General features: G+C 65.6%; 12 protein-coding genes. 7 read left to right on the forward strand and 5 right to left on the reverse strand.

Annotated features, from left to right (window positions below):
* Positions 1–192 precede the first annotated feature (192 nt).
* From HU752_RS22020 to HU752_RS22030, 3 genes are all read left to right on the forward strand, one after another.
* Entirely contained in the window at positions 193–1080 is an 888-nt protein-coding gene (locus HU752_RS22020) for a LysR family transcriptional regulator (protein WP_186675358.1), read from the forward strand.
* 95 nt (positions 1081–1175) lie between these two features.
* Entirely contained in the window at positions 1176–2642 is a 1467-nt protein-coding gene (locus HU752_RS22025; protein WP_186675355.1) for an MFS transporter, read from the forward strand.
* 49 nt (positions 2643–2691) lie between these two features.
* Positions 2692–4545 carry an ABC transporter ATP-binding protein gene (locus tag HU752_RS22030; protein ID WP_186675354.1) on the forward strand — a complete coding sequence of 618 codons (1854 nt, stop codon included), beginning with the start codon at positions 2692–2694 and terminating at the stop codon, positions 4543–4545.
* 102 nt (positions 4546–4647) lie between these two features.
* Here HU752_RS22030 and gudD read toward each other — a convergent pair whose 3' ends face one another.
* The 3 genes from gudD to HU752_RS22045 all read right to left on the reverse strand — a co-directional run bounded on the left by gudD (position 4648) and on the right by HU752_RS22045 (position 8582).
* Positions 4648–6003, reverse strand: a complete 1356-nt coding sequence (gene gudD, locus HU752_RS22035) for a glucarate dehydratase (protein WP_186675352.1) — start codon at positions 6001–6003, stop codon at positions 4648–4650.
* Positions 6004–6030: 27 nt separating this feature from the next.
* A complete protein-coding gene (locus HU752_RS22040; protein WP_186675351.1) occupies positions 6031–7401 on the reverse strand; it encodes an MFS transporter in 1371 nt (456 codons plus the stop codon).
* Between the two features lie 146 nt (positions 7402–7547).
* Positions 7548–8582, reverse strand: coding sequence for a LacI family DNA-binding transcriptional regulator (locus HU752_RS22045; RefSeq protein WP_186675349.1), 1035 nt, complete (start codon positions 8580–8582; stop codon positions 7548–7550).
* 263 nt (positions 8583–8845) lie between these two features.
* On the opposite strand from HU752_RS22045, the gene HU752_RS22050 reads away from it, so the two are divergent.
* Entirely contained in the window at positions 8846–9598 is a 753-nt protein-coding gene (locus HU752_RS22050; protein WP_186675347.1) for an SDR family NAD(P)-dependent oxidoreductase, read from the forward strand.
* 91 nt (positions 9599–9689) lie between these two features.
* On the opposite strand, the gene hglS is transcribed toward HU752_RS22050, so the two are convergent.
* Positions 9690–11063 carry a 2-oxoadipate dioxygenase/decarboxylase HglS gene (gene hglS / locus HU752_RS22055; protein ID WP_186675345.1) on the reverse strand — a complete coding sequence of 458 codons (1374 nt, stop codon included), beginning with the start codon at positions 11061–11063 and terminating at the stop codon, positions 9690–9692.
* Positions 11064–11078: 15 nt separating this feature from the next.
* The gene (locus HU752_RS22060; protein ID WP_186675343.1) at positions 11079–12323 is read right to left on the reverse strand and encodes a 2-aminoadipate transaminase; all 1245 of its coding nucleotides are present in this window, start codon (positions 12321–12323) and stop codon (positions 11079–11081) included.
* Positions 12324–12632: 309 nt separating this feature from the next.
* Between HU752_RS22060 and amaB the strand changes: the two genes are divergently transcribed.
* The 3 genes from amaB (at position 12633) to HU752_RS22075 (ending at position 17112) form a co-directional block, all read left to right on the forward strand.
* Entirely contained in the window at positions 12633–14123 is a 1491-nt protein-coding gene (amaB, locus tag HU752_RS22065; RefSeq protein WP_186675341.1) for an L-piperidine-6-carboxylate dehydrogenase, read from the forward strand.
* Between the two features lie 70 nt (positions 14124–14193).
* On the forward strand, positions 14194–15480 hold the full coding sequence (gene amaA / locus HU752_RS22070; RefSeq protein ID WP_186675339.1) for an L-pipecolate oxidase: 1287 nt from the start codon (positions 14194–14196) through the stop codon (positions 15478–15480).
* Positions 15481–15723: 243 nt separating this feature from the next.
* A complete protein-coding gene (locus tag HU752_RS22075; RefSeq protein WP_186675337.1) occupies positions 15724–17112 on the forward strand; it encodes an amino acid permease in 1389 nt (462 codons plus the stop codon).
* Positions 17113–17163 lie beyond the last annotated feature (51 nt).

Here is a 17163-nt window from a genome sequence, read left to right on the forward strand (position 1 = left end):
GCGCTGACGTGCTCCGGCGAAACGGTTCGCGAGCCAGTGCAGCGTATTTGTTATTTGGCGTGTGGCTGCGGGCGGTGGTCCTGCACAGACCTGCGCCCCCGTCCATGTGCCATTGATTCGAAGTAGCACGCCGAGTATAAGGTGGCACCAACGCAACCCACATCGGCAAACTGGCAAAGGAAGATTGCAACGATGCAATATCAAGTCACCCACAGTGACCTGCACCTGGTGCTGGCACTGGTGCGCGGACGCACCCTGGCCAGAGCCGCCGAGCAGTTGCAGGTGGACGTCTCGACGGTGTTCCGGGCGATCCGCAAGCTTGAAGCCAACCTGGAAGTCGCGCTGTTCGACAAGAACCGCCGCGGCTACACCCCCACCGAGAGCGCCAAGGCGATCGCCGAACAGGCCGAACGCGCCGAGCAGGCGTTGGAAACGGCGCGCATCGCCCTGGCCCATGGGGAAAACGTCATCAGTGGCACGGTGCGCCTGACCTGCACCGATGCCGTGTTGCGCAGCCTGCTGCTGCCGGGGCTTGCCGCCCTGATGCCACGCTACCCGGCCATTTCCCTGGAAATCGCCACCTCCAACAACTTTGCCAGCCTCAGCCGGCGCGACGCGGACATTGCCCTGCGCCTGTCCAACTCGCCGCCCGAACACCTGGTCGGGCGGCGCCTGGGCAAGAGTTCCTACTTCGTCTGCGGGCATGCCAGTTACCGCGAGGGCTATCGGCAGTCGCCGACCGACCAGCCCTGGATCGCCCCGAACGACTCGCTGTCCGATCACCTGTCGGTGGTCTGGCGCCAGCAGGTCTATCCCGGCCTGGTGCCGCGCTATCGCTGCAGCAGCATGTCCTCGGTCGGCGGCCTGGTCGGTGCCGGCCTGGGCGTGGCGGCCCTGCCCGACTTCATGGTCGACAGCCTCGAAGGGGTCGAGCGGCTGAGCGAGCCGCTGGAGGGTTGCGATACCGATATCTGGCTGCTGACGCGGCCGGACAATCTGTCGTTGCGTTCGGTGCAGATTCTGTTTGATGAGATGGCTAACCTGCTGCGCGGCAAAATCGACGCCAGCAGCGTGCAATAACCCGCCAGCCAGCAGCTCTCAGCAGTTTATTGAACTCCCGGGTCGGCACGAAGCTCCATCGCTAAGAGGAACACCGTCAGCGAACAGGAGTGACCATGACAACCCAAGCCCTGCAAGAACCGGCCGGCTCCACAACGGACGAGCGCGTCTACAGCACTGACATCCCCGCCCGCCTAGACCGCCTGCCGTGGACCCGCTTCCACACCCTGCTGGTGCTGGCACTGGGTATCACCTGGTTGCTCGACGGCTTGGAGGTGACCCTCGCCGGCTCGGTCTCCGGGGCGCTCAAGGACAGCCTGCACATGAACAACACCGAGATCGGCCTGGCCGGCGCCGCCTACATCGCCGGCGCGGTGCTCGGGGCGTTGTTCTTCGGTTGGCTCACCGACCGCCTCGGCCGGCGCAAGCTGTTCTTCATCACCCTGTTCCTGTACATCGGCGCCACGGCGGCCACGGCCTTTTCCTGGAACCTGTGGAGCTTCCTGCTGTTCCGCTTTCTCACCGGTGCCGGCATCGGCGGCGAGTACACGGCGATCAACTCGACCATCCAGGAATTCACCCCGGCCCGCTATCGCGGCTGGGTCGACCTGACCATCAACGGCACTTTCTGGATCGGCGCCGCACTGGGCGCCGTCGGTTCGGTGGTCCTGCTCGACCCGAACGTGGCCGGCGGCGAACTGGGCTGGCGGCTGTGCTTCGGCATCGGCGCGGTGCTCGGCCTGATCATCATGCTGATGCGCCTGTGGATTCCGGAAAGCCCACGCTGGCTGATGATCCACAACCAGCCGGAAGAAGCCGAACGCATCGTCGCCAACATCGAACGCCACTACCACGAACGCGGCATCGAGGTGCCCCCGGTGAAAGAACCGCCGCTGCGCCTGCACGCCCGTGACCACACGCCGTTGCGCGAGGTGGTCCACAGCCTGTTCGTCGAACACCGGCGCCGGGCCATCGTCGGGCTGACCCTGCTGACCGCCCAGGCGTTTTTCTACAACGCGATCTTCTTCACCTATGCGCTGGTGCTCACCGACTTCTACCACGTGCCTTCGGCCCATATCGGCTGGTACCTGCTGCCCTTCGCCCTCGGCAACTTCTGCGGGCCGCTGCTGCTCGGGCGGCTGTTCGACGTGGTCGGCCGGCGCATCATGATCAGCAGCACCTACCTGATTTCCGGGGTGCTGCTGTGCTTCAGCGGCTACCTGTTCCAGCAACAGATGATCGACGCGACCCAGCAAACCATCGCCTGGGTGGTGATTTTCTTCTTCGCCTCGGCGGCGGCCAGCTCGGCCTACCTGACCGTGGCGGAGACCTTCCCGCTGGAGATCCGCGCCCTGGCCATCGCCGTGTTCTATGCTTTCGGCACCGGCCTGGGTGGCCTGATCGGCCCGACCCTGTTCGGCGCCCTGATCGAGACCGGCCAGCGCACCAACGTGTTGTACGGCTACCTGATTGGGGCGGGCCTGATGATTGCGGCGGCGGGGGTACAGGCGGTGTGGGGCGTGGCGGCCGAGCGCCGCTCCCTGGAGCATGTGGCCAGGCCCTTGTCGCAGGTAAGTGATTGAAGCCAGGGCTGTGGCAGAATCGCTTCTACCTGACCACTAGGAGAACCTTGTGCTACGAACCTTCGAACGATGGCTCGACCCCTTCCCGCCCGATGAGGTGCCACCACCGCCGATGGGCCTGCTGCGGTTCCTGTGGGCGTGCACGCGCGGCGCCCGAGGCTACATCCTCGCGCTGGCGCTGCTCAGCGCCGGTGTATCGATCTACGAAGCCTGGCTGTTTTCCTTCCTCGGGCAGGTCGTCGACCTCCTCGCCAATTGGAAGGCCGGCGGCGCTGTGAGCGCGGAAGAAAGCCGCGTGCTGTGGGGCATCGGCATCGTGCTGGTGATCAGTATCGCCCTGGTGGCGCTGCGCACGATGATGCAGCACCAGGTCCTGGCGATTAACCTGCCACTGCGGCTGCGCTGGGACTTCCACCGCCTGATGCTGCGCCAGAGCCTCTCGTTCTTTTCCGACGAGTTCTCCGGCCGGGTCACGACCAAGGTGATGCAGACCGCCCTCGCGGTGCGTGAGGTGCTGTTCACCGTGATCGAGATCGCTCCCGGGATCGGCGTGTACTTCATCGCGATCATCGCGCTGGCCGGCGGTTTCGCACCGAAACTGATGCTGCCGTTCGTGGCCTGGATCGCCCTGTTCGGGCTGGCCATGCTGTACTTCGTGCCGCGCCTGGGCCAGGTCGGCCAGGAACAGGCCAATGCCCGCTCGTCGATGACTGGGCGGGTCTCGGACGCCTACACCAACATCACCACGGTGAAGCTGTTCTCGCACTCCAAGCGCGAAGCGCAGTTCGCCCGCGCGGCGATGGAAGACTTCAAGGACACCGGCTTTCGCCAGATGCGCCTGGTCAGCCAGTTCGAGATCGTCAACCAGGCCCTGGTGGTCGGGCTGATCCTCGGCGCCGGCGGTTACGCGCTGTGGCTCTGGCACCAGGGCGACGTCGGTACCGGCGCGGTCGCGGCGATCACCGCCATGGCCTTGCGGGTCAACGGCATGTCGCACTGGATCATGTGGCAGATGACCTCGCTGTTCGAGAACATCGGTACCGTGCAGGACGGCATGGACACCCTGACCCGCGGCCCCAAGGTCCAGGACGCACCGAACGCCGGCGAGCTGGTGACGTCGGGCGGCGCGGTGACCTTCGACAACGTCAGCTTCAACTACAACGGCGAGCGCCAGGTGCTCGACGGCCTGAGCCTGCAGATCCGCCCGGGAGAGAAGATCGGCCTGGTCGGCCGCTCCGGTGCGGGCAAGTCGACACTGATCAATCTGCTGCTGCGCTTCTACGACGTCGACAAGGGCGAAATCCGCATCGATGGGCAGAACATCGCCCAGGTCACCCAGGACAGCCTGCGCGGCGCGATCGGCATGGTCACCCAGGATACCTCGCTGCTGCACCGCTCCATTCGCGACAATATCGCCTATGGCCGCCCCGATGCGACCGAGGCGCAGATCCAGCAGGCGGCCGCCAATGCCCAGGCCGACGGGTTCATCAGCCAGTTGAGCGACCGGCAGGGTCATACCGGCTACGACACCCTGGTCGGCGAACGTGGCATCAAGCTGTCGGGCGGCCAGCGCCAACGCATCGCCATCGCCCGGGTGATGCTCAAGAACGCGCCGATCCTGCTGCTCGACGAAGCCACCAGCGCACTGGATTCGGAAGTGGAAGTGGCCATCCAGGAAAGCCTGGATGAAATGATGCAGGGCAAGACCGTGATCGCCATCGCCCACCGGCTGTCGACCATCGCGGCCATGGACCGCCTGATCGTCATGGACGACGGGCGCATCATCGAACAGGGCACCCACAGCCAGTTGCTGGAGAAAAACGGCACCTACGCCCGGCTTTGGCAGCACCAGAGCGGCGGCTTCCTGGGTGAAGACCTCGGGGTGATGGAGGCCGTGGAGTAATTCGGTCCAACGCCGGCATACAGGAAAATCGCTGCGCGTGACCGCACGCGCAGCGGATCCGACGACCCGGACCGGTTCGCGGCGCACCCGGCGCCGCCTCCTTCAGCGCACCAGGCAGGGCTTCTTGTTGTCGAAGGTCCAGCCCGACACCAGGTACTGCATGGCCACCGCATCGTCGCGAGCGCCGAGCCCCATGTTGCGGTAGGTCTCGTTGGCCTTCATCAGCGCGTCCATGTCCAGTTCGATGCCCAGGCCCGGCTTGGCCGGCACCTGCACCAGGCCACCCTCGATCTTCAACGGTTCCCGGGTCAGGCGCTGGCCGTCCTGCCAGATCCAGTGGGTGTCGATCGCGGTGACATTGCCCGGCGCCGCGGCCGCCACGTGGGTGAACATGGCCAGGGAGATGTCGAAGTGGTTGTTGGAATGCGAGCCCCAGGTCAGGCCCCAGTCGTTGCACATCTGCGCGACCCGGACCGAGCCCTGCATGGTCCAGAAATGCGGGTCGGCCAGCGGGATGTCGACCGACTGCAACTGGATCGCATGGCCCATCTGCCGCCAGTCGGTGGCGATCATGTTGGTGGCGGTGCGCAGGCCGGTGGCCCGGCGGAACTCGGCCATGACTTCGCGGCCGCTGTAGCCGTTCTCGGCGCCACACGGGTCTTCGGCGTAGGCCAGCACCTGATGCTGGTCACGGCAGAGGGCGATGGCTTCCTTGAGTGACCAGGCACCGTTCGGGTCGAGGGTAATGCGCGCCTCGGGGAAACGCTCGGACAGCGCCGTGACCGCCTCGATCTCCTCGGCCCCGCGCAGCACGCCACCCTTGAGCTTGAAGTCCTTGAAGCCGTAGCGCTCGTAAGCGGCCTCCGCCAGGCGCACGACCCGCTCCGGTGTCAGGGCCTCTTCGTTGCGCACCCGGAACCAGGCATTGTCGGCCGCGTCTTCGCTGCGATAAGGCAGGTCGGTCCGCTGGCGATCACCGACGTAGAACAGGTAGCCCAGCATCTCCACCGCGTCACGCTGCTGGCCTTCACCGAGCAGCGCCGCGACCGGCACCTCCAGGTGCTGGCCCAGCAGGTCGAGCAACGCCGACTCCAGCGCGGTCACGGCATGCACGGTGATACGCAGGTCGAAGGTCTGCAGGCCACGGCCACCGGCATCGCGGTCGGCGAACACCGTGCGTACCTTGTTCAGCAGGCTCTGGTAGTTGCCGATCGACTGCCCCACCAGCAACTCGCGAGCCTCTTCGAGCGTCTTGCGGATACCTTCGCCGCCCGGTACCTCCCCTACTCCGGTACGACCGGCGTTGTCCTTGAGGATCAATACGTTACGGGTGAAGTACGGACCGTGGGCACCGCTGAGGTTGAGCAGCATGCTGTCGTGGCCGGCCACGGGCACCACCTGCAGGTCGGTGATCCGCGGTGCCCCCTGGGAGGCCTGGGTCGAAGTCAGAGCATTCATGGGCATTTCCTTTCTTGTGATGGGTGATCAACGCGAGGTGGGCGCCGATGTGGAGGTGCTGGAATGAGGGAGCGGTGCTGGCTCTTCGAGGCCGGCGAGTTCGATACGCTTGATGTCGCCCACCAGCACCAGGTAGCTGATGGCGGCGATCAGCGCATTGGCGCCGATGAACACCAGGGCCATCTTGAACGAGCCGGTGGCGGCGATGATGTAGCCGATGATGATCGGCGTGGAGATCGACGACAGGTTGCCGATGGTGTTGAACAGGCCACCGGCCAGCCCGGCGATCTGCTTCGGCGAGGTGTCGGAGACCACCGCCCAGCCCAGTGCGCCGATACCCTTGCCGAAGAACGCCAGGGCCATGAACGCCACCACCACCCAGTCGGCCTCGACGTAGTTGCAGACGATCATCGACATGGACAGCGCCATGCCCAGCACGATCGGCGTCTTGCGGGCCATGCTCAGCGAGTGGCCGCGGCGCAGCAGGTAGTCGGAGAACACGCCACCCAGGACGCCGCCGAGGAAGCCACACAGCGCCGGCAGCGAGGCGATGGCGCCGGCCTTGAGGATGGTCATGCCACGCTCCTGGACCAGGTACACCGGGAACCAGGTGAGGAAGAAGTACGTCAGCGAGTTGATGCAGAACTGCCCCAGGTAGACCCCGGCCATCATGCGGTTGCTCAACAGCTGGCGCACATGCGCCCACTGCGGGCCGCCGCTCTTTTTCGGCTTCTGTTCATCGAGGTCGACCAGGCCGCCATTGTCGGCGATGTATTGCACTTCGGCGGCATTGGCCAATGGATGCTTGCGCGGGCTGTGGATCACCCGGGTCCAGACCAGGGAGAAGGCCATCCCCAGCGCGCCCATCATGATGAACACGTGTTGCCAGCCGAAGCGATAGACGATCCAGCCCATCAGCGGCGCAAACAACGCCGTGGCGAAGTACTGCGCGGAGTTGAACACCGCCGAGGCCGTGCCCCGCTCGCGGGTCGGGAACCAGGCCGCGACGATGCGCGCGTTGCCCGGGAACGACGGTGCTTCCGCCAGCCCCACCGACAGGCGCAGCAGGACCAGCAGGACGACCACGGTCGAGACGCCGAATTCACCGACGAAACCCTGCAGGAAGGTGAACAGCGACCAGGTGAAGATGCTGACGGTGTAGACACGCTTGGAGCCGAACCGGTCGAGCAGCCAGCCGCCGGGAATCTGGCCCAGCACATAGGCCCAGCCAAAGGCAGAGAAGATATAGCCGAGGGTGATGGCGTCGACGCCCAGTTCTTTCTGGATGCTGGAGCCGGCAATGGAAATGGTCGCGCGGTCGGCGTAGTTGATCGTCGTCACCAGGAACAGCATGAACAGGATCAGGTAGCGGACGCGGCTTTGCTTGGGTTCTTGCATGGATGACGCTCCCACGAATTATTGTTGTGCGGGTAGATCGTTTCTCATTGAAGACATACGTTGTCGTACAACGATAACGTTATCATCGTACGGATAACGTTATCATTCAAGCACCCAAAACAAGAATTTCCGCCACGGCGGTGTTTTCAGGTGCTGGCGCGTTCGATCAGGGAGAAGCCGGTGTCGTGTCGCTCCAGGCCCTTGCCGCCCGCCAGGCGGCGTAGCAGAGCCTCTGCCACGGCGCGGCCCATCTGCGCGGAGTTGACGCTGATGGTGGACAGCGCCGGATGGGCGAAGCGACCGTCGGTCGTGTCGCCGAAGCCAAGCACGGCAATGTCCTGCGGTACCCGCAAGCCTTGCGCAGCGGCCTCGGCCAGCACGCCCAGGGCCACGGTGTCGGAACTGCAGAACACCAGCTGCGGCCGGTTTTTCCTGGTCAGCAGGCGCTTGAGCCCTTCCCGGCCGACTTCCCAGGTGGCGGGCAACGGCAGGATTTCCACCGGGACTTCATGGATGCCGTGATCCGCCAGGCGCTCGATCAGGCCATTGCCACGGCGGATGCCGCGCGGGTCGTCGACGGTGATCAGCGAGAAGCGCTGGTAGCCCTTGGCATGGAAGAAATCGGCGACAAGTCGTCCGACCTCTTCGTGGGAAAAGCCGACCTGCATGTCGAGGGCATGCTCGCTCAGGTCCCAGGCTTCCACCACGGGGATACCGGCCGAGGCCAGCCGGGCACGGCTGCCCTCGGTGTGCAGCGTGCCGGTGAGGACGATGCCATCGGGTCGGCGTCCGAGGATCGCCTCCAGCAGCACTTCCTCCTTTTCCGGCGAGTAGCCGGTAGCGCCCAGCAGCGAGTGGTACCCCGCTTCGGTGAGGCGCTCCATGATCGCCTGGACCACGGCGGCAAAGATCGAGTTGGCGAGCGTGGGCAGCACGATCGCCACCAGCCGGCTCTTGCTCAGGGCCAGGCTGCCGGCCAGCAGGTTGGGCACGTAGCCCATGGCCTTGACCACTTCCAGGACCCGCTCGCGAGTCTTCTCGCTGACACGCTCTGGGCGATGCAGCGCACGCGAAACCGTAATCGGAGAGACCCCCGCGACACGCGCGACATCGATGACGGTCACTGGCAGCTCGCCGGCATCGGCGGCACTCGCCAATTCTCTTCGGGATTTTCTTGCCACGGGGTTCCTGCTCGTACGGGTCATGGTCCGGGACTGGGCATCCCGGTGAATGTCGGCAGTTTACGAAAGCGGCTCCCTCCCGGGCAAATGGACAGCACGGGGTGGATCGAGGATCGCGTCTCGCCGGACTGTCGATCAGCGCAGGCCGGGCCTGATCATCGTTTCATTTTTGAAACGATGACTTTCCTACACTTCTATTTTGATTTATTCGAGTCGTCGATAAGCTTCTCCCATCGCAGCAAACAACCACTTGGAGAAACATCATGATCGGCAAACTTGAAGGCAAAATCGCAGTTGTCACCGGCGGCACCACCGGCATCGGCCTGGCCACCGCCAAACGCTTCGCCCAGGAAGGCGCCCACGTCTACATCACCGGCCGCCGCCAGGCCGAACTGGACGCCGCCGTGGCCCAGGTCGGCAACGCCACCGGCGTGCAGGTCGACTCCACCCGCCTCGACCAGCTCGACGCCCTGTACCAGCGCATCCAGGCCGAGCGCGGCCAGATCGACGTACTGTTCGCCAACGCCGGCGGCGGTTCGATGCTGCCCCTGGGACAGATCACCGAAGAGCACTACGACGACACCTTCGACCGTAACGTCAAGGGCGTGCTGTTCACCGTGCAAAAGGCCCTGCCACTGCTGGCGAACAACGCCTCGGTGATCCTCACCGGCTCCACCGCCGCCAGCTCCGGCACCGCGGCCTTCAGCGTCTACGCCGCGTCCAAGGCCGCCGTGCGTGCCTTCGCCCGCAACTGGATCCTGGACCTGAAGGACCGCAACGTGCGCGTCAACACCATCAGCCCGGGCGCCACCCGCACCCCCGGCCTGGTCGACCTGGCCGGCCCGGATGCGGCGCAGCAGCAGGGCCTGCTGGATTACCTCGCCTCGCAGATCCCGCAAGGGCGCGTGGGTGAGCCGGAAGAGATCGCCAGTGCCGCACTGTTCCTGGCCTCCAGCGATGCCAGCTTCGTCAACGGTATCGAACTGTTCGTCGACGGCGGCCAGGCGCAGATCTGACCGGGGGTCGCTCAGCGACACCCTCCAGACCGGCAACCACTTGCGCTAACGAAAAAAGGCCCCGAAGGGCCTTTTTTCATGGGCTCGACGTTCAGCCCCGCAAGGCCTCGAGCGCACCGCGCAGCGACGCCTGCTCGGCCTGCTGGTACAGCTGCAATTCGTCCAGCGTCTCCCGGCCCAGCGCCTGCTGGAAGGCATCACGGTTGGCCAGCTCGGCGTAATGCGCCTGGGCGTTGTCACCCAGGTTGGACTGGAAGATCCCCGCCGCACTGACCGGCAGGAAGTCTTCGTACACCAGCGGCTCGTAGGCCAGGTCCCCCCCCGCCAACAGCGCGTCCACATCGGCGGACAAGCCCTTGGCCGCCAGGCCCTGGTCGGTCGCCCGGTAGCGGAAGAACGCCAATTGCTCGCGGCGCAGGGTCTCGTAGTCATCCGGGAACGCCTTGAAAGCCTCGGCCAGCAGTTCGCTGTAGCGCAGCGCGTTGGCTTCCGAGGGGAAGCCGCCCAGCGCCTCGCGGGCCTCACCGAGCAGGGCGTCGTACAGCGCACGGCCTTTCGGCGTCAGGGCCACGCCGCGCTGTTCGATCTCGCCGAAACGTGCCGAATGGCTGCCCTGCTCCACGCCCTGCGAACCGACGAAGTCGATCGCCTCGTTGAGCGCCTTGAAGCTGGTCTGGCGCAGCAGGATCGGGCAGTTGCGCCGTGGCGGCCCCTCGATCACCGCCTTGGGCGTGATGCCGCGGCGCGGCATGTCGGCCTGGACCTGGTCGATGTCCAGGGTACGCGGTGTCAGGTGGTTGATGTGCGGCCCCTTGAACGCGACGATGTCGGCAATCAACCGGTGGGCGCCATCCAGGCGCTGGTAGTCGGCCAGGCTGACGGTCGCCTGGCCATGCCAGCGGAAGGTTTCCAGCGCCTGGGCGACGAACTCGCCGGCCGCCGCCTCATCGAGGCCGCCATCGCGCTCAGCCTGGGCAATCAGTTCCAGCACGCGCGGGGTGAAGATCTGCCGTGCCGCCAGGGTGCGCTCGGCAAAGGCCCGCAGTTCGACGTCCTTGATCAGCTCCAGACGCAGCAGCGAGGTGAATACCCGGAATGGACTGGCGCGCAAGGCACGCTCGTCCACCGCGCGAAAGGCCGTGGAATGCACCGGCACCCCCGCCGCAGTCAGGTCGTAGTAACCCACCGGCTGCATGCCCATGACCGCGAACAGACGCCCCAGGGTCGCCAGCTCCGTGGCCGTGCCGACCCGAATCGCACCGTGGCGCTCCAGGTCCAGCCGCTCCAGCTCGCCGGTATGGGCCAGCGCCTGCGCCACGTCCGGCTGCGCCGCCAGGGTGTCGCGGTTGGTATCGGCCACCAGTTGCATCAGGTCGCCATACAGCGGCACCTCGTCCTGGTACATGGCGCTCATGGCCCGGGAAAAGTCGGCACGAATACGATCGGGTGAAACAAAAGTGCTCATCAGACAGGTCTCCGCTCAGGCCAGTTGTGCCAGGCATTGTTCGAGGATGTTCAGGCCTTCTTCCAGAATGGCCGGTTCGGTGGTCAGCGGTGGCAGCAGGCGGATGATATGCCGGGCCTTGCCGCTCGGCATCAGCAACAGGCCAGCCTCCCGGGCACTGGCCAGTACGGCGGCCAGATGCTGCGGCGCCGGGCTGCCGTCGGCGTTGACCAGCTCCAGGCCGCGCATCGCGCCAACCCCGGTCAGGCGACCGATGCAGGCAAAACGTTGTTTCCAGGCCGAGTGATAGCGGGCGATGGTCGAGCCTTGCACCTCTCCCCAGCGCGCCAGGTTCGCATCGGTCATCTGCCCCAGCGTTGCCAGGCCGGCGGCGCAGGCCAGCGGGTTGCCGGAGTAGGTACCGCCCAGCCCACCTTTTGGCAAGGCATCGAGCAGTTCACGGCGACCGACCACCGCCCCTAGCGGCACCCCGCCGGCCATGCTCTTGCCGAGCAGCAGCAGGTCCGGTTCGATACCCAGCCGGGTAAAGGCAAAGCGCTCGCCGGTACGGCCAAAGCCCGACTGCACTTCATCGATCACCAGCACGATGCCATGGCGGTCGCAGAAGGCCCGTAGCGACTTGGCAAACCCTGCATCCAACGCGAGGAAGCCGCCCTCGCCCTGCACCGGCTCGATGAAGATCGCGCCGATGTCCTCGACCGCGATTTCCACGCTGATCAGCCGCTCCAGCGCCTTCAGCGCCTGTTCGGGCGTGACGCCGGTATCCACGCTGGGGTACGGCAGGTGGAACACCGGTCCCGGCAGGCTGCCGACCTTCTGCTTGTACGGGGCCACCTTGCCGTTGAGGTTCAGGGTCGCCAGGGTGCGTCCATGAAAGCCGCCATCGAAGGCGACCACACCGCTGCGACCGGTCGCACCACGGACGATCTTCAGCGCGTTCTCCGCCGCTTCCGCGCCGCTGTTGGTGAGCATGCCGGACAGCGCATAGCCGACCGGTACGAATTCGGCCAGTGCCCGCATATAGGCCGCGTACTGGTCATGGGGCACGGCGTTGAAGGCGGCGTGGGTCATGCGCCCGGCCTGCTCGCGAATGGCCGCGACCACCGCCTCGTTGCAGTGCCCGAGGTTGAGCACGCCGATACCGCCGATGAAATCGATGTAGCGCTTGCCGGCGCTGTCCCAGACTTGTGCGTTGCGCCCGTGGCTCAGTTCCACAGGGTGAACGATGTTGATCGATTGGCTGATGCAATCCTGATTCATGGCCCGCTGCCGTTGCTGGTGAAAGTGCCTCCATTCAAGCGAGCAGGTGCGAGCAAGACAAACGATAAATAGTCGCGGATTCATTCCTTTGATTCATGAAGTCGCGCTGTCACAGCCAGAATTCCACCTTCCACCCCTTTTCTAGAGGGGGAAGCATGAATGAATCGCTCCCGATTTAATGGACTTCGCCCCGTTGAATTCCACAAAGGAATGATATTTGGAATTTTGCTCGTTTGTTCGGCCACGCTTTCGGCGCTGATACTGACCCACGTCAATTGTTCCTGTCGCAACGCCAAAGGAGTCCGAATAATGATCAGTCAACTGCTGCAGCGCCTGGGGGTTCCCGCCCACGCTTATGGCGAAGGCAACTACGCGGTCCATACCCCTATCGACGGCAGCCGTATCGGCTCGGTCAAGCTTGAGGATCGCGACCAGGTGCTGTCGCGCATCACCACCGCCCAGAGCGCCTTCGAAGCCTGGCGCAAGGTGCCGGCGCCGCGCCGTGGCGAGCTGGTGCGGGTATTCGGCGAAGTGTTGCGCGAGCACAAGGCCGACCTCGGCGAACTGGTGTCCATCGAGGCCGGCAAGATCACCCAGGAAGGCCTGGGCGAAGTCCAGGAGATGATCGACATCTGCGATTTCGCGGTCGGCCTGTCCCGCCAGTTGTACGGCCTGACCATCGCCTCCGAGCGTCCGGGCCACCACATGCGTGAAACCTGGCACCCGCTGGGCGTGGTCGGGGTGATCAGCGCCTTCAACTTCCCGGTCGCGGTCTGGGCCTGGAACACCGCGCTGGCACTGGTGTGCGGTAACGCGGTGATCTGGAAGCCGTCGGAAAAGACCCCGCTGACCGCCCTGGCCAGCCAGGCACTGTTCGACAAGGCCCTGGCCCGTTTCGGCGAGGCCCCCGAAGGCCTGGCGCAACTGATCATCGGCGATCGCCAGGCCGGCGAAGTGCTGGTCGACGACAGCCGCGTCGCCCTGGTCAGCGCCACCGGCAGCACCCGCATGGGCCGCGAAGTGGGCCCACGGGTTGCCGCGCGTTTCGGCCGCAGCATCCTTGAACTGGGCGGCAACAACGCCATGATCCTGGCGCCGAGCGCCGACCTCGACCTGGCCGTGCGCGCCGTGCTGTTCAGCGCCGTCGGCACCGCCGGCCAGCGTTGCACCACCCTGCGCCGGCTGTTCGTGCACAACTCGGTCAAGGCCGAGGTCATTGCCCGGGTCAAGTCCGCCTACGGCAAGGTGCGTATCGGCGATCCCCGGGAAGGCAACCTGATCGGCCCGCTGATCGACCAGCAGAGCTTCAACGCCATGCAGAACGCCCTGACCCAGGCCCGCGACGAAGGCGGCCAGGTGTTCGGCGGTGAACGCCAGCTCGCCGACCGCTACCCGAACGCCTACTACGTCAGCCCGGCGCTGGTGGAGATGCCGGGCCAGTCCGCCGTGGTGCGCCACGAGACCTTCGCGCCGATCCTCTACGTCATCGGCTACGACGATTTCGAAGAGGCGCTGCGCCTGAACAACGAAGTGCCCCAGGGCCTGTCGTCGTGCATTTTCACCACCGACGTGCGCGAGGCCGAAGCGTTCCAGAGCGCCAGCGGCAGCGACTGCGGCATCGCCAACGTCAACATCGGCACCAGCGGTGCGGAAATCGGGGGCGCCTTCGGTGGCGAGAAGGAAACCGGCGGGGGTCGCGAATCCGGCTCCGATGCCTGGAAAGGCTACATGCGTCGCCAGACCAACACCGTGAACTACTCCCGCGAGCTGCCACTGGCCCAGGGCATCGTGTTCGACTGACCGGTATCCGGGGTCATCGCCGGTCGATGGCCCCGCTCTCTTCATGGCGTTGAAATCAGGAGTCACTTCGATGCCGCAACTGCAAAAGGCCTGTCTGTGGGAACTGGCCACTCCACAACGCCCCTCCCACACCCCGCTGGTCGGTGAACATGACGCCGATGTCTGCATCATCGGCGCGGGTTTCACCGGACTCTCGGCAGCCTTGCGACTGCTCGAGGACGGCCGTTCGGTGTGCATCGTCGAAGCCCACCAGGTCGGCCACGGCGGTTCCGGGCGCAACGTCGGGCTGGTCAATGCCGGCACCTGGGTGCCGCCGGATGACGTGGAAAAGGTGCTTGGCAAGGCCGCCGGAGACACCCTCAACCGCGCCCTGGGCGGCGCTCCGGCGCTGGTGTTCGAGCACATCGACCGCTACGGCATCGACTGCCAGGATACCCGCACCGGCACCCTGCACATGGCGCACAACGCCGCCGGACTCGCGGACCTGCGTAGCCGCGTCGAGCAATGGCAACGCCGCGGGGCGAAGCTGGAACTGCTCACCGGTCGCGACTGCGCCGACGCCTGCGGCACCGAGCAGGCCTCGGGTGCACTGCTCGACTATCGCGCCGGTACCGTCAACCCCATGGCCTACGCCTCGGGGCTGGCAATCGCGGCGACCCAACGGGGTGCACAGCTTTACGGCGACTCACCGGTGACCGGTCTGGCCCGTACCGAAGACGGCTGGCGTGTCAGCACGGCCAGGGGTTCGGTGCGGGCCGGCAAGGTCATCATCGCGTCCAATGCCTACACCGAAGGCGAATGGGCCGAAGTGGGCAAGCATATCTTCGCCGGCTACTACTACCAGGTGGCCTCGACGCCGCTGTCCGGCTCCGCGGCCGACCAGGTGCTCAAGGGCGGCCAGGGCAGCTGGGACACCCGCACCGTGCTGTCGAGCATCCGCCGCGACGCCGAAGGCCGCCTGGTGCTGGGCAGCCTCGGCAATGCCGCGAACTACCCGCTGTGGTTCATCCGCCGCTGGGCCGACCGTATCGCCAGCCACTATTTCCCACAACTGGGCAAGCTCGACTGGCAGTGCACCTGGACCGGCCGCATCGGCTTCACCCCCGACCACCTGCTGCGCCTGTTCGAACCGGCACCGGGACTGGTCGCCGCCACCGGCTACAACGGCCGCGGCGTGACCACCGGCACGCTGGTGGGCAAGTCGCTGGCCGAATACCTGCTGGGCGAAGACAAACAAGCGCTGCCCATGCCCTTTTCCAACGCCCAACCGGTCAGCGCCCGAGGACTGCGCAGCGCCACCTACGACGCGGGCTTCGGCCTGTACCACGCGGGCCAGTGCCTGCGCGTCGTACTGTAATTCCCTTAGTCGTCCCTGCCAGACAACAACAAAACCATGACTGCACTTTCTGCCGAAAGTACTCGCTAAAACAGGACACGATCACCATGGCTCTACCCACACTCGCAGCGCGCCTTGCGCTAGCGCCTCGAACACGCAGACGGATCGGGCACAGGCCACCTGAGGCCTGACGCTCCGCTCTCCCCCGGCAGGACCGCCCGATGGACCTGCCGCACGCCTACTTCCTGTACATGAGGGTCTGCAATGGCTTCACATGCTCCTGAGCGCACGCTCAAAAAAGGCCTGTCCGCGCGGCAGGTTTCGATGATCTCGATTGCCGGCATCATCGGTGCCGGCCTGTTCATCGGCTCGTCCAAGGCCATCGCCACGGCGGGGCCGGCCATTCTGCTGTCCTACGCGATGACCGGCCTGCTGGTGCTGCTGGTGATGCGCATGCTCGCCGAAATGGCCATCTCCAACCCCGACAGCGGCTCGTTCTCCACCTACGCCAGCGAGGCCATCGGCCCGTGGGCCGGCTTCACCATCGGCTGGCTGTACTGGTGGTTCTGGGTGCTGATCATTCCGGTGGAGGCGATCGCCGGCGCCGACATCCTGCACGCCTGGCTGCCGATGATTCCATCGTGGGCCTACGCCCTGCTGATCATGGTGGTGCTGGCCGGCACCAACCTGGTCAGCGTCAGCAACTTCGGCGCCTTCGAGTACTGGTTCGCGCTGGTCAAGATCATCGGCATCGTCGGCTTCATCGTGGTCGCCACGCTGGCCGTGTGCGGGGTGTTCCCGCTGGCACCGCAGGTGTCGGGCATCGGCCAGATCTTCTCCAATGGCGGCTTCATGCCCCATGGCTTCGGTGCCGTACTGGGCGGTGTGCTGATCACCATCTTCTCGTTCTTCGGCGCGGAAATCGTCACCATCGCCGCCGACGAAACCGAGAACCCGCAGGCCAAGATCCGTCGCGCCACCAACCTGGTGGTGTACCGTATCGCCCTGTTCTACCTGTGCTCGATCTTCTTCGTGGTCGCCCTGGTGGCCTGGAATGATCCGCGCCTGGTGGAGGTGGGCTCGTTCCAGCGCGCACTGGAAGTGATCAACGTGCCGGGCGCCAAGCTGATGGTCGACATCGTGGTCTTCGTCGCCGTGACCAGTTGCATGAACTCCGGGCTCTACACCGCCTCGCGCATGGTCTACTCGCTGTCCAGCCGCGGTGACGGCCCTGCCGCCGTGCGCTACATCTCGCGCCGTGGCGTGCCGGTGGTGGCCGTGAGCATCTCGACCCTGGCCGGTTTCGTCGGCTGCGGCATCAACTTCCTGTTCCCCGGCCAGGTGTTCGGCTTCCTGCTCTCCACCACCGGCGCCATCGCCCTGCTGGTGTACCTGGTGATCGCCGTCTCGCAACTGCGCATGCGCCGTCGCGCCGACCGCGAAGGCCGTCAGCTGGAACTGCGCATGTGGCTGTTCCCGTGGCTCACCTGGCTGGTGATCGGGCTGATCGCGCTGGTGCTGGGCTACATGCTGTTCAGCGAATCCTACCGCTACGAGACGCTGATGACCGCGGCGGTGGCCGGGGCGATGCTGATCACCGGACTGCTGCGCCAGCGTTCGGGCCCCGCGCTGCAAGCCGTGAAGCATCACTGATTCCTACCCGCCCCCACCGGCGGGCCTGGAGTGGCGTGAGCCCCGAGACTC

It is taken from the genome of Pseudomonas vanderleydeniana, assembly GCF_014268755.2.
GTDB lineage: Bacteria > Pseudomonadota > Gammaproteobacteria > Pseudomonadales > Pseudomonadaceae > Aquipseudomonas > Aquipseudomonas vanderleydeniana.